Consider the following 12913-nt stretch of genomic DNA (forward strand, 5'->3'; position numbering starts at 1 on the left):
CTCCGATGATGCAGCTTCTACGCACAGGCCTGGCGGCGCTGTTGCTGGGCTCGTTGAGTGTGACGCCACCGGCGCAGGCGGCGCCCGAGTCGTTGCAGGTGCTCGGGCGTTCGAACGTGGAGGATTATTCGGTGTCCCTGGGTGCGGCGGACTGGGCCTGGCTGCGCCAGAAAGGCACGTTGCGGCTGGGGGAGTCGGCGCCGGACTACGCGCCGTTCGGCATGACCGGCGATGGGCGCCACTACGAAGGCCTGACCGCCGACTATGCGCAACTGCTGGGGCAACTCTTGCACGTCCAGGTGGTGGTCCAGCGCTATCCGTCCCGGGCCGAATCGCTCCAGGCCCTGCGTGGCGGCGAGATCGACCTGCTCGGCAATGCCAATGGCTTCGAGGCCGGCGACCCGGACCTGGCGATGTCCCAGGCCTATGCCGATGACCTGCCTACCCTCGTGGCGCGCACCGACGACAGCCAGGACTTGCCGCCGGACCTGGCCGGCAAGCGCGTGGCAATGCTGTACCACTACTTGCCGCCGGACACCGTCAAGGCGTTTTATCCCGAGGCGTCCTTGCAGTTGTACCCCTCGACCCTCAGCGCCATCGGCGCCGTGGCGTTCGGACAGGCCGACGTTTACCTGGGGGATTCGATCAGCGCCCATTACCTGATCAGCAAGAACTACCTGAACAATGTCCAACTGGCGGATTTCTCTCGCCTGGAGGTGCAGCCGTTCGCCTTCGCGGTCAGCCGCGACAACGCGCGCCTGCTGCGTATTCTCAACGCCGCGTTGCAAGCCATTCCGGCCGGCGAGCGGATGAACATCCTGCGCCGCTGGAGTGCCGGCGGCGCCAGCGTGCCGGGGCAGCAGGCGCTGCATTTCAGCGTCAAGGAGCAGCGCTGGCTGGACACCCATCCGCGGATCAGGGTGGCGGTCAACGAGCATTTCCCACCGCTGACGTTCATCGATGACCAGGGCCAGTTGCGCGGTATCAGCGCCGACGTGCTGGCCAGGATCAGCCTGCGCACCGGCCTGAAGTTCGATCTGCTGCGCGGCGGTTCGCTCAACGAGCTCATCGAGCAGGTACGCAGTGGCCAGGCCGATGTGCTGGCGGCCGCGCCCGTCAGCCCCGAACTGGAAGACCAGTTGCGCTTCACCCGACCGTACCTGAGCAACCCGTTCGTGCTGGTGACGCCACGCAAGGTCGCGCTGACCCTGGACCAGATGGACGGTAAGCGGCTAGCGCTGATCCGTGGCAACGTGCTGCGTGACTACCTCTCGGAAACCTTTCCCGGCGTGCACCTGGTGCCCGCAGAAAACGCTGCCGACGCCATGGCGATGGTGGCCGCCGGCACGGTGGAGGGCGCGGTCAATTCGTTGATCAGTGCCCGCTACCTGATTTCCCGCCAGTACCGCGACCGGTTGCAGGTCACCAGCACCGTCGGCACCTTGCCGGCTCGCGTGGCCCTGGTGACCCGGCGAGACTCGACGCAACTGCATTCGATCCTGGACAAGGCGCTGCTGAGCATTTCCCCCGAGGAAATGGACGAACTGACCAACCGTTGGCGCAGTGAAGTGGTGATCGATGACAGCTACTGGCTGCGCAACCGCACGACCATCCTGCGCGGCTTCGCCATCGCGGCGCTGTTGTTGCTGGTGACCCTGGGCTGGGTCGTTTACTTGCGGCGCCTGCTGGAGCAGTTGCGCGTGGCCAAGCAAAGCGCCGACGACGCCAACCGTGCCAAGACCACCTTCGTCGCGACCATGAGCCATGAAATCCGCACACCGATGAACGCGGTGATCGGCATGCTGGAGCTGGCGCAGAAAAAAGCCGACCAGGGCGTCGTCGACCGGTCCGCCATCGAGGTTGCGTCAACGGCGGCCCGCGGCATGCTGGACTTGATCGGCGACATCCTCGACATCGCCCGCATCGAGTCCGGCAAACTCACGTTGACGCCGGAGCGCGCCGCTTTGCATGCGCTGATCGAGTCGGTGGCGCGGATGTTCGACGGGCTGGCCCGGCAGAAACACTTGCGCCTGCTGCTGGACGTGGAGGCCACGCTCCAGCGCGATGTGTTGATCGATCCGCTGCGCTTCAAGCAGATCGTCTCGAACCTGTTGAGCAACGCCATCAAGTTCACCGACCAGGGTGAGGTCCGCCTGAAGGTGCGCGGCGAGCCGGGCCTGGAGGGGGAACGCCTGGACGTGTGCCTGCGGGTCGAAGACACCGGCTGCGGGATTTCGCTTGAGGATCAGCGGCGGCTGTTCAGCCCGTTCAGCCAGGCCGGTCAGAATGCCTCGTCGGCCCGCGGCGGTTCCGGGCTGGGTCTGGTGATCAGTCGAACCCTGTGCGAAATGATGGGCGGCACCCTGAAGTTGAGCAGCGTGCCGGGGCAGGGCACGCAGGTCGAGGTGCTGCTCAGCCTGCCGGTGCTCGACGCTCGGCCCGGCGTGCCACGCGCCGAGACTGCGACTGAGGCTGCGGTGGCGGCTCGGGCGCTGAAGATCCTGGTGGTCGACGACTACCCGGCCAACCGCTTGCTGCTGAGCCAGCAACTGAGCTACCTGGGGCATCACGTCCAGGTCGCGGCGGATGGTGAGCAGGGCCTGCGGGCCTGGCGCAGCGAACCCTTCGACGTGGTCATCACCGACTGCAATATGCCGTTGTTGAGCGGCTACGACCTGGCCCGCGCCATCCGGGCCGAGGAGCGCGCCCGTGACGTGCCGGCAACGCTGCTCCTGGGCTTTACGGCCAATGCCCTGCCGGAAGAGAAGCAACGCTGCGCCGAAGCGGGGATGGATGACTGCCTGTTCAAGCCCATCGGCCTGCGAGAGCTCGCCGCGCGTCTGGCCCAGGTCCTGCCGGAGGTGGCGCCATCACCGCCCAGCGCCGGTTTCGACTTGTCCACCCTCGAACAACTGACCGGCAGCGACACCGACTCCCTCAGGCAACTGCTGCGCGAACTGCTTAGCAGCCATGTCGAAGATCAAGCCCGGCTGCTGCGCCTGTCCGATCAGCGCGACTTGCCGGGCCTGGCGGACCTGGCGCATCGGATCAAGGGCGGCGCGCGGATGATCAACGCGCAGCCGCTGATCGACGCCTGTGAAGCCTTGGAAAACGCCTGCCGCGCCGCCGACCGGAGCACGCTGGCGTCCGCCGTGGAAGGTCTGCGCGCGGTCATGGAGCAACTGGCGCAGCGACTGGCGCAACACATGGCCGGGATGCCCGGTCCGGGGGACGCATGAAAGGGTTTGCCGGGACAAATCCCAACGCCACGAGGAATACATCCTTCTTCAATTTGGGAATAGTCCTACAGCGCCTCTCAAAAGCTTCCTCTAGCCTGACGCCCCTTACTGTTTACGAGCCGGTTCCTGCCGGGCGCGTTGCTATTGGAATGCCTGCCATGCCGAACAAAGCACTACGTATCCTGATTGCCGACACCCAACATACCCATCGAATCGTGCTGGAACGCCTGTTCAATCAACAGGGCTACTTCCGGATTGTCCCGGTGAGCGACGTGCAAGCGCTGCTGACGCTGGTGGAGTACGGCAGCGAGCCCTTCGACCTGGTGGTGGTCAACGCTGGGCTGGCGGAGGGGGCGTTGGACCTGCACGATTTCATCCTCTACAACCCACAGGTGCGTCACGCCATGCTCTACGACGTGCAGCAGATCGGCCTGTCGCCGGTGCCCGCCGTGCGCCGTTCCAGCCTGCATCTGAGTCACGCCCCGTTGCCTGACCTGGCCGCGTTGCGGCGGGTGATGGAGCGGGTCGATCCCCCGGCCAGCGAGCCGGTGCAACCCTGGGGACGGTCCTTGAGGCAAGGCCGTGGTGGTTGAGGCGGGCCGTTGGTCCGCACTGTCGGCCCTGACAGGTGGCAGGGCCTGTCACCTGTGGAACAGTCCGCTGCAAACATGGCATCGGCGCCTTTTATCTTGACCGGGGGAACAGCCTTGAAAGACGTATTGATCGTGGATGACCACCCTGTGATCCGAGGGGCGCTGCGGCTCATTTGCCAGAACGAGGGCTTCCATCGCGTCAGGGATGCCAGTGGCGTGGCTGATGCCAGGGACCTCATCAAGGAGGGTGCGCCTGACCTGGTGATCCTCGATCTGGTAATGAACGGTTTCGACGGCCTGGACCTGCTGGTCTGGATCATGGGCCAGTTTCCCGCGTGCAGCGTGCTGGTGTTCACCGCCCAGGATGCCCAGCATTTCTGCAACCGTTGCATCTCGGCCGGAGCGCGGGGCTTCGTGACCAAGAAAAGCGACTTGAAGGAACTGATCAAGGCCATCCATGCGTTGAAGTCCGGCTATGCCTACTTTCCACAATTGTCCGTGCGCCTCGACTTCCAGCAGCGCACCGAACAGCAGGCCCTGGAAAGCCTCTCCACGCGTGAGCTGTCCATCCTGCGCATGCTGGCGATGGGGATGCGCGGCAAGGACATTGCCGAAAGCCTGTTCCTGAGCCCCAAGACCGTCAGCACCTACAAGACCCGCCTGCTGGAGAAGCTCGGGCTGAAATCGCTGGTGGGGCTCTCGGATTTCGCCAAGCGCAATCATCTCTAAAGCACTTTTTGCCAGGCAGCGGCGGGCGTGAACGGGCTCGCTCCCGCTGGGTATCGTTCTTTTAATGGAACGCTAAGGCTGGTTTTTGCCGTCTAGTGCATCAAAGGGTTGGCTTTTAAGCTGTGTCATCGAATCGCTACACCTGATTGGGAGATATGGCATGAAAAACATCATTGGCCTCTACACCAGCCCCCGACCGCATTGGGTCGGCGATGGCTTCCCGGTCCGCACGCTGTTTTCCTACGACCACTTGGGCAAGCACATCAGCCCGTTCCTGCTGCTGGACCACGCGGCCCCCACCGAATTCGCCCCCACCACTGAGCGACGTGGTGTCGGCCAGCACCCCCATCGCGGCTTTGAAACCGTGACCATCGTCTACCAGGGCGAGCTGGAACACCGTGACTCCACGGGCAGCGGCGGCAAGATCGGCCCCGGCGATGTGCAATGGATGACCGCCGCTTCCGGCATCATTCATGAGGAATTCCACTCCGAAGCATTCGCCCGGCAGGGTGGCTTCATGGAGATGGTCCAACTGTGGGTCAACTTGCCCGCCAAGGACAAAATGGCCCCGGCCGGCTACCAGACGATCCTCAAGGCCGACATTCCCCACATCGCCCTCAAGGACGACGCCGGCAGCCTGCGCCTGATCGCCGGGCAATTCGACGGACAGCAGGGGCCGGCCAGGACGTTCACGCCCATCGACGTCTGGGACATCCGCTTGAACGCCGGCAAGACCCTCACCCTTGACCTGGTCGAAGGTCACAACACGGCCCTGGTGGTGCTGCGCGGTTCGGTCCAGGCCAACGGCCGCGAACGGGTCGAGGCCGGTCAACTGGCCCTGTTCGATCGGGCCGGCGACCAGTTGAGCCTGCACGCCAATAATGAGGCGGTGGTGCTGCTGCTCAGCGGCGAGCCCATCGACGAGCCGATCGTCGGCCATGGTCCGTTCGTGATGAACAGCGAGCAGGAAATCCACCAGGCCTTCGGCGATTTCCATTCAGGGCGCTTTGGGCGGATGGACGACTGAAATAAATGTGGGAGCGAGCTTGCTCGCGATGGCGGCATGACAGTCAAAGATAGGGCGACTGTCGCACCGCCATCGCGAGCAAGCTCGCTCCCACACTGTTTTATGGTGTATCTACAGTTTCTTCAACTTGTGCCACTCTTGCCGTCGATGACCTGCCTGGAGCTGTCCCGATGCTGTCCCTGATCTCCGACCACCCGTTGCTCTGTGCCCTAGTGCTGCTGGTGCTCGACCTGCTGTTGTGGCGACTGGTCAGCGCGCAGCGGACCTATTGGAAAATCGGCACGCGGCTGGTGATTTTTTCGTTGTTCAGCGTGCTGCTGTTCAACGAAGGCCTCAACCCGATGGTGCCGGCGCAGTGGGTCGACGACGTGCCCCGGCACCTGGCGGCCACCGGTTTGCAGATTGCCTGGTGGTTGTTTGCCGCGCGGACCCTGACGGAGTTGATCGGTGCGGCGATGATGCAGCGGGTCGGCCACACCGGGCGGTTGCTGCAGGACCTGCTCGGCGCGGTGATCTTCCTGATCGCCGTCATTGCGGCCCTGGCCTACGTGCTGGACCTGCCGGTCAAGGGCGTGCTGGCGACGTCCGGCGCGGTGGCGATCATCGTCGGCCTGGCCTTGCAGAGCACCCTGAGCGATGTGTTTTCCGGGATCGTGCTCAACACCACCAAGCCGTATCAACTCGATGACTGGATTTCCATCGACGGCACCGAAGGCCGGGTCACCGACATCGACTGGCGGGCCACGCGGTTGCAGACCTCCCAGGGCAGCATGGCGGTGATCCCCAACTCCCTGGCGGCCAAGGCCAAGATCATCAACTTCAGCCGGCCCAGCGACGTGCATGGTTTGTCCATCAGCGTCCAGGTCAGCCCGCACGCCCGGCCGCAAAAGGTCATCGAAGCGCTGGAGCGCGCCATGATCGGCTGCCGTGCGTTGCTCGCCAGCCCGGCACCCTGCGTGACGCTCAAGTCCTCCGGCAGCAGCGGGGCGGAATACGAAATCAGCGGGTTCGTGGCCTCGATGGGGCAAAAGCGCGACGTGCGCAATCAATTGTACGACCTGGCGTTCCGGCATCTGCGGGCGTCGGGCATCAGTCTGTTGTCTACCACGGAAAGCGCGTCGGCCAGCGCGTTCTCGCGGCCCAGGGCATTGCTGGAAAGTTCGAGCATTTTCTCCACCCTGCGCCAGGAGGAAAAGGACACCTTCAGCCAGAACATGACCCTGCAGACCTTCCGCCCCGGCGACATGATCCTGCCGGCGGGAGAGGTCAGCGATCACCTGTTCATCATCGAATCCGGCGTGGTCAGCGTCACCCTCGTGCGCAACGGCCTGACGCTCGAAGGCGGACGCATGGGGCCGGGGGAGGTCATCGGCGAAGCGGGCATCGTCGCCGAGCAAGCCACGCTGGCGAATTTTTCGGCGAAGACGTTCTGCAGCCTCTATCGCATCGAGAACACCTACCTCAAGCCGTGCCTGGAAGCCCGTCGTGACATCAGCGACGCCATGAAGAACCTGCTGGACGTGCGCATCCACCTGGCCGAGAACCTGACGCGCGAAGCCCCCAAGCCGATCGCCAAGAAGCGCTTTTTGCAGTGGCTGCGTAGCCGGGCTTGAGCGAATCCTGAAGTTGCCCCACCCCCCTGTGGTGAGGGAGCTTGCTCCCGCTGGGTTGCGTAGCGACCCCACAATCCTTGCGCCTGCTGCGCAGTCGAGCGGGAGCAAGCTCCCTCGCCACAGGGACGATGTTTTCCAGCACTGATCGGTTTTTTGCCCTTGCCCAACGGCCCGCCCCGATGGGCCATTGGCTACCCGAACTTCCCAACAATTGGCTATTTGTCTTGCGCTATTGCAGGGCTAACGTAGCGCCACACCTCATTGTTCTGGAGTTCACCCATGCAACCGCGTATCGATTTCTACACCGCTTCCCCCGACGCCTTCAAAGCCATGCTGGCCCTGGAAACCGCCGTCTCGAAACTGGGCCTGGAAAAATCCCTGATCGAACTGGTCAAGCTGCGTGCCTCGCAGATCAACGGCTGTGCCTTCTGCATCGATATGCACACCGCCGACGCCCGCAAGGACGGCGAGACCGAACGGCGCCTCTACGCCGTCACTGCCTGGCGCGAGGCGCCGTTCTTCACCGGCCGCGAACGCGCCGCGCTGGCCTGGACCGAAGCCCTGACGCGCCTGAGCGAGACCCACGCCCCGGACGCCGACTACGCTCTGCTGAGCGAACACTTCAATCCCAAGGAAATGGTCGACCTGACCGTGGCGATCAACGCCATCAACGGTTGGAACCGTTTGGCGGTCGGTTTCCGCAAGATGCCCGAGGCGTAAGCCCGCGCGGGTGATCGAGCCCGACAGCGATCCGTGGGGCATGAAGGGCTGGCCAGGCCTCAGACCTTCAGGACCCTGCCGCTGGCCGCCACCGCCACCAGCGCCAGGGCGATCAACCCGAAGGCCACGCTCAGGCTGCTGCCATGGGCCACGAAACCGATCAACGCCGGGCCGGCCAGGATGCCGGCGTAGCCAATCGTGGTGATGGCCGGCACCGCGATGGCCTCTGGCATCAGCGTCTGCTTGCCGACCGCGGTGTACAGCACCGGCACGATGTTCGAACAACCGGCGCCCACCAGCGCGTACCCCAGCAGCGCCGCTTGCCACATCGGTGCCAGGGTTGCCAACAGGAACCCCGTCGCTGCGAGGGTCCCGCCGTAGATGATGATGCGTTTGGGTCCCAGGCGACGCACCACGGAGTCGCCTGTCAGCCGGCCCACCGTCATGGTCAGCGCGAACGCGGCATACCCCAGCCCGGCATAGGCCGTCTCTACCCCGCGCTCGGTGGTCAGGAACACCGCGCTCCAGTCCAGCACCGCGCCTTCGGCCAGGAACACGATGAAACACAAGATGCCGATAAACAGTACCACGCCGTGGGGAATCGCAAACGCCGGCCCCGAGCTCTCGCTGCCATAGGGCAGCAGGTGCGGCGCGGCCTTGAACAACGCCGCCAGCAACAAGGCGTTGACCACCAGCGTCGCCCCCAGGGGCGACAACCCCAGGCCGAGCAGCGCGCTCACCCCGGCAGCGCCAACGATTCCGCCGAGGCTGAACATGCCATGGAACCCCGACATCATGGTCTTGCCGCTGGCCCGTTCGACGATCACCGCTTGCAGGTTAACGGTGGAGTCCACGGTACCGAGCCCGGCACCGAACAGGAACAAGGCCGCCACCAGCCAGGGCAATGAGGTCATCGTCGCCAGCAGCGGCAACGCCAGGCAGACCAGGATCGTGCCGCCACTGAGCACCCGGCGGCAACCGAACCGCGCCGCCAGCGCACCGGAAATCGGCATCGCCAGGATCGAACCCACACCCAGGCACAACAACAGCAGGCCGAGCGTGCCTTCATCCAGGTTCGCCCGCGTCTTGGCGTAGGGCACCAGCGGTGCCCAGGCCGCAATGCCCACGCCGGCGATGAGGTAGGCAAGACGGGTGGACATCTGTTCCAGACGTCCGGGAACAAAGGTTGGCGGGGGGGTGATGGCGGTCATGAATCTTCCTTGGTTTTCGGGCGGTGCGCTCGGGTGACGCAGGCAAGGGGCCTATGCTTGCATATCCACTGACCGCACCGCGACCCCAAGGTGCCCATGCGCTGCCGCGTCCTTCTGGTGTCCAGTGGCTTTACGGGGATGAGGTGTGCTTTTGCGGCGCGGGACCTTAAAGTGGCGGCTCACCTGGCAGCTTCCGGACCCGATTCATGACGCAGTTCTATGACGCACGCGGCAATCTCTATGGGGTGGTTTCACCGCAACAGGTGCGTGCCTTCGGTGTGGGGTTGCCGCCGACGGCTGCCCAGGCCGCCCAGGCCCGCGAATCCTGGGCCGCGGCGGCGATACAGGCATTCTGTGCCTGGGCGCCGGGCGAGAAGCCGGCCGGCGCCAAGGACCATCGCAGCGACGGCCTGTTGATCGGGCCCTTCCAGGAGAAACCACCGTTCGATGTGTTGATCGTCAACACCGACGGCACCCTGGCCGAACGCAGCGGCAACGGCCTGACGATTTTCTCCCAGGCGCTGCGAGAGCAGGGCTTGATGCCGGACGATGGCGAATGTGTGCTGCAGGTTCATCATGACAAGCGCCAAGGCTTTTCACCGTTGCAGACTTCGGTGCGTGCCGCTGAGTTCGAGGGCCTGCAAGGCTTCTGGCTGGACCTGGGGCAGCCACTGTTCGGGCCGCAGGCAGTGGGTGCCCAAGGGGTGGGCAGTGTGACCTTCGATCAACGAGACCTCAGTCGAGTACCTGCGCTCTGTGAGTTGAACCCGGCCTGGGGCCACAGTCAGTTCGTCAACCTGGGCAACCCGCACTGCGTGACGCTGGTGGAGGATGCCGAGGCGTTGCCGGCCAATGCGCAGATGGGCGCTGCGCCACTCTTGCAGGAACTGACCCGCACCGCGTTCGCCGCGCCCGGTGGCGACGGGGTTCCCTGTCCGCTGGGGGTGAACCTGCAATGGGCCTGGCGCGAAGCCGAAAGGCGACTGGCGGCCCGGGTGTTCGAGCGCGGCGAAGGGCCCACCGCCTCCTCGGGCACCAGTGCCAGCGCCGTGGCCTGCGCCGCGTGGCGGGTGGGTTGGGTGACAGCGGGGCCGGTCAGCGTAGTGATGCCGGGCGGCACGGCGCCGATTCTGTTGCAGGAAGAGAGTGGAGAGTTGGTGCGGGTGAGTCTGTTTGGGGCGGCCAGGGTCATGCCTTGAGGGGGGTGGTGAGGCTGATGGCCTCATCGCGAGCAGGCTCGCTCCCACAGTGGATCTTCAGTAGTCATCAATCTGATGTACAACGCTGAACCCCTGTGGGAGCGAGCTTGCTCGCGATAGCGCCGGATCAGTCACCCCAGTATCAATTGATAGACCGCCATCGCGAGCAAGCTCGCTCCCACGGGACGGCATCAGAGGTCAGTCCAATTGCGTTCCGAACTCCACCACCGGCATCTGCCGCTTCATCAGCACTTCACCCTGGCGAATCGAGTAGAGCGGCAGGCCCTGGCTGCGGATCACTTCGTAGTCACTGTCGGCCGAGAGGATCAGCAGGTTCGCCGGGCGTCCGGGTTCCAGCCCGTAGCGTTCGCCCAGGGCCATGGCCTTGGCGCTGTTGTCGGTGACCAGGTCGAGGGCGCTTTGCAGGTTGCGGTAGCCAAGCATGTGGCAGATGTGCAGGCCGGCTTCCAGCACTCGCAGGATGTTGCCGTTGCCCAGGGGGTACCACGGGTCGACGATGGAATCCTGGCCGAAGCAGACGTTCATTCCGGCTTCGAGCAGTTCATTGACCCGCGTGACGCCGCGGCGTTTGGGGAAGGTGTCGAAGCGACCTTGCAGATGGATGCTCTCGGTGGGGCAGGAAACGAAGCTGATGCCCGAGTGCCCGAGCAGCCGGAACAGCTTGGCGCAGTAGGCGTTGTCGTAGGAACCCATGGCCGTGGTGTGGCTGGCGGTGACCCGGGCGCCCATGTCGCGGCTGCGGGCTTCTTCGGCCAGCACTTCGAGGAAGCGCGAGTGTGGGTCGTCGGTTTCGTCGCAATGCACGTCTACCAGGCAACCGGTGCGTTCGGCCAGGTCCATCAAAAATTTCACCGAACTGACACCCTGGTCACGGGTGTACTCGAAATGCGGGATGCCGCCCACCACGTCGGCACCCATGCGGATCGCTTCCTCCATCAACTCGCGGCCGTTGCAGTAGGACTCGATGCCTTCCTGGGGGAACGCGACGATTTGCATATCGACCAAATGGCGGTTCTCTTCGCGCACCTGCAACATCGCCTTGAGGGCGGTGAGCTGGGGGTCGGTGACATCGACGTGGGTGCGCACATGCTGGATGCCATGGGCGGCCAGGGCCTGGAGGGTCTTGCGGGCGCGGGTCTGGGTGTCTTCCAGGGTGATGGTGGCCTTGCGTTCGCCCCAGCACTCGATGCCTTCGAACAGCGTGCCGCTCATGTTCCAGCGCGGCTCGCCGGCGGTGAGGGTGGCGTCCAGGTGGATGTGCGGTTCAACGAAAGGCGGCACCACCAGGTTGCCGCCGGCATCGAGATCCTCCGGCCCGAGGCTCGGGGCCTCGGTCTGGCGGGCGATGCTGGCGATCAGGCCGTTTTCCAGGTGCAGCTCATGCAAGCCTTCGCGGTTGCGCAGGCGGGCGTTGATGATGTGCATCAGGCGAGTCCCTTTCAGAGGTCTTGGAGTGGCGCGTCAGCGGAGCGAGCCCCCATGGCGCTGATCAATAGCACATACGCCAGAGAGTGGCGAGTGCCCTTTACGGCAGTACATCGCGCGCGCGACGGTCAGCCCCGCGTCCCGGACACCGGGGTGTCCGCATTGGCGCCTATGTATCGCAACACCGCCGCCACGATCGCCTCTGGCGCGTCCTCCTGGACAAGGTGCCCGGCATTGGGGACGAGCAGCAGTTGTGCGCCCGGAATCAACCGTTGCAGGGCCTGGCCGCGTTCGATGGGGATCCATTGGTCATTCTCTCCCCAGAGAATCTGCGTCGGGCAACGTACGCTGGGGTACAACCCCTCGACTTCGCGGGTGTAGCGCTCGTCCATCTGCGCAATCTGCCGATAGAACGCCGCCTGGCCGGTCTCGCCGAGCCAGGGCTGGACGTAGGGCGCCAGCTCCCGGTCCGGGATGTCCCGTTCGATCGCGCCGCGGATATAGGTCGGCACGATGGCCCGCTGGATGTAATCGGGCAGGCCGCTGAAGGCCGCTTCGTGCTGACGAACGTGCTGCACGAAAGGCGAGCCCCAGGGCGATAGCGCCACCGGGTCGATCAGCGTCAGGCTGCGGTAGTTCTTACCATTGAGCAGATGCGTGCGCAGCGCGGTGGCGCCGCCGAAGTCATGGGCCACCACATCCGGGCAGTCCAGGCCCCAGTGCGCCAGCAACTGCGCGAGCAATGGGTTCTGCACGCCGAGGGACACATCGGCATCGGGTTGCGCGGATTGGCCGTAGCCCAACAGGTCGAAGTAATGCACCCGGTGAGTGGAAAAGAAGAGCGGGGCGATCCGGTGCCACACATAGGACGAGAAGGGCGTTCCATGGACAAACACCAGCGGTGGCCCGTCACCCTGGATGGCGTAGCGAATGGAATGTCCGTTGAAGTCGTATACCTGATCCAGCAGCCAGTCGGTCATGGTCGATGCTCCGCCGAGAAGGGTTCAGGGGGTAGAGCATAGGCCAATGCAGGGTGGCAGGAGAGCACAGTTGTGGCGAGGGAGCTTGCTCCCGTTGGGCTGCAGCAGCCCCGAAAGCGGCGACAACGATCGACCTGACGACGCAGCCCCAGGCTT

General features: G+C 64.6%; 10 protein-coding genes. 7 read left to right on the forward strand and 3 right to left on the reverse strand.

Translation table 11 applies throughout. From position 1 onward, the window contains the following. The first annotated feature begins 5 nt into the window (after positions 1 to 5). The 6 genes from AD664_RS11995 to AD664_RS12020 all read left to right on the forward strand — a co-directional run bounded on the left by AD664_RS11995 (position 6) and on the right by AD664_RS12020 (position 7921). On the forward strand, positions 6 to 3239 hold the full coding sequence (locus AD664_RS11995; protein ID WP_053146764.1) for a transporter substrate-binding domain-containing protein: 3234 nt from the start codon (positions 6 to 8) through the stop codon (positions 3237 to 3239). 158 nt (positions 3240 to 3397) lie between these two features. Further along, positions 3398 to 3832: a response regulator gene (locus AD664_RS12000; RefSeq protein WP_053146766.1), complete on the forward strand. Its 435-nt coding sequence runs from the start codon at positions 3398 to 3400 to the stop codon at positions 3830 to 3832. A 114-nt stretch (positions 3833 to 3946) separates the two neighbouring features. Further along, positions 3947 to 4561 (forward strand): response regulator transcription factor, encoded by a 615-nt coding sequence (locus tag AD664_RS12005; RefSeq protein ID WP_042732779.1) that lies wholly within the window; start codon positions 3947 to 3949, stop codon positions 4559 to 4561. A 160-nt stretch (positions 4562 to 4721) separates the two neighbouring features. Next, the gene (locus AD664_RS12010) at positions 4722 to 5588 is read left to right on the forward strand and encodes a pirin family protein (protein WP_053146769.1); all 867 of its coding nucleotides are present in this window, start codon (positions 4722 to 4724) and stop codon (positions 5586 to 5588) included. Between the two features lie 170 nt (positions 5589 to 5758). After that, positions 5759 to 7201 (forward strand): mechanosensitive ion channel family protein, encoded by a 1443-nt coding sequence (locus AD664_RS12015; RefSeq protein WP_042732781.1) that lies wholly within the window; start codon positions 5759 to 5761, stop codon positions 7199 to 7201. 279 nt (positions 7202 to 7480) lie between these two features. Then, complete coding sequence (locus AD664_RS12020) at positions 7481 to 7921, forward strand: carboxymuconolactone decarboxylase family protein (protein ID WP_053146771.1); 441 nt, start codon at positions 7481 to 7483, stop codon at positions 7919 to 7921. 59 nt (positions 7922 to 7980) lie between these two features. On the opposite strand, the gene AD664_RS12025 is transcribed toward AD664_RS12020, so the two are convergent. Beyond that, positions 7981 to 9132, reverse strand: coding sequence for an MFS transporter (locus AD664_RS12025; RefSeq protein ID WP_053146773.1), 1152 nt, complete (start codon positions 9130 to 9132; stop codon positions 7981 to 7983). A 206-nt stretch (positions 9133 to 9338) separates the two neighbouring features. Here AD664_RS12025 and AD664_RS12030 point away from each other — a divergent pair, with 206 nt between their 5' ends. Further along, the gene (locus tag AD664_RS12030; protein ID WP_053146775.1) at positions 9339 to 10331 is read left to right on the forward strand and encodes a DeoR family transcriptional regulator; all 993 of its coding nucleotides are present in this window, start codon (positions 9339 to 9341) and stop codon (positions 10329 to 10331) included. Between the two features lie 198 nt (positions 10332 to 10529). On the opposite strand, the gene codA is transcribed toward AD664_RS12030, so the two are convergent. Beyond that, the gene (codA, locus tag AD664_RS12035; RefSeq protein WP_053146777.1) at positions 10530 to 11777 is read right to left on the reverse strand and encodes a cytosine deaminase; all 1248 of its coding nucleotides are present in this window, start codon (positions 11775 to 11777) and stop codon (positions 10530 to 10532) included. Between the two features lie 128 nt (positions 11778 to 11905). Beyond that, positions 11906 to 12757, reverse strand: coding sequence for an alpha/beta fold hydrolase (locus tag AD664_RS12040; protein WP_053146780.1), 852 nt, complete (start codon positions 12755 to 12757; stop codon positions 11906 to 11908). Positions 12758 to 12913: the final 156 nt, after the last annotated feature.

The organism is Pseudomonas sp. P97.38, from assembly GCF_001269745.1.
Lineage (GTDB): Bacteria > Pseudomonadota > Gammaproteobacteria > Pseudomonadales > Pseudomonadaceae > Aquipseudomonas > Aquipseudomonas chlororaphis_E.

Bases quoted from the DNA above. Each gene is read 5' to 3' on its own strand.
- codA (WP_053146777.1), bottom strand. From the start codon at position 11,777: ATGCACATCATCAACGCCCGCCTGCGCAACCGCGAAGGCTTGCATGAG.
- AD664_RS12015 (WP_042732781.1), top strand. From the start codon at position 5,759: ATGCTGTCCCTGATCTCCGACCACCCGTTGCTCTGTGCCCTAGTGCTG.
- AD664_RS11995 (WP_053146764.1), top strand. From the start codon at position 6: ATGATGCAGCTTCTACGCACAGGCCTGGCGGCGCTGTTGCTGGGCTCG.
- AD664_RS12000 (WP_053146766.1), top strand. From the start codon at position 3,398: ATGCCGAACAAAGCACTACGTATCCTGATTGCCGACACCCAACATACC.
- AD664_RS12020 (WP_053146771.1), top strand. From the start codon at position 7,481: ATGCAACCGCGTATCGATTTCTACACCGCTTCCCCCGACGCCTTCAAA.
- AD664_RS12040 (WP_053146780.1), bottom strand. From the start codon at position 12,757: ATGACCGACTGGCTGCTGGATCAGGTATACGACTTCAACGGACATTCC.
- AD664_RS12030 (WP_053146775.1), top strand. From the start codon at position 9,339: ATGACGCAGTTCTATGACGCACGCGGCAATCTCTATGGGGTGGTTTCA.
- AD664_RS12010 (WP_053146769.1), top strand. From the start codon at position 4,722: ATGAAAAACATCATTGGCCTCTACACCAGCCCCCGACCGCATTGGGTC.
- AD664_RS12025 (WP_053146773.1), bottom strand. From the start codon at position 9,132: ATGACCGCCATCACCCCCCCGCCAACCTTTGTTCCCGGACGTCTGGAA.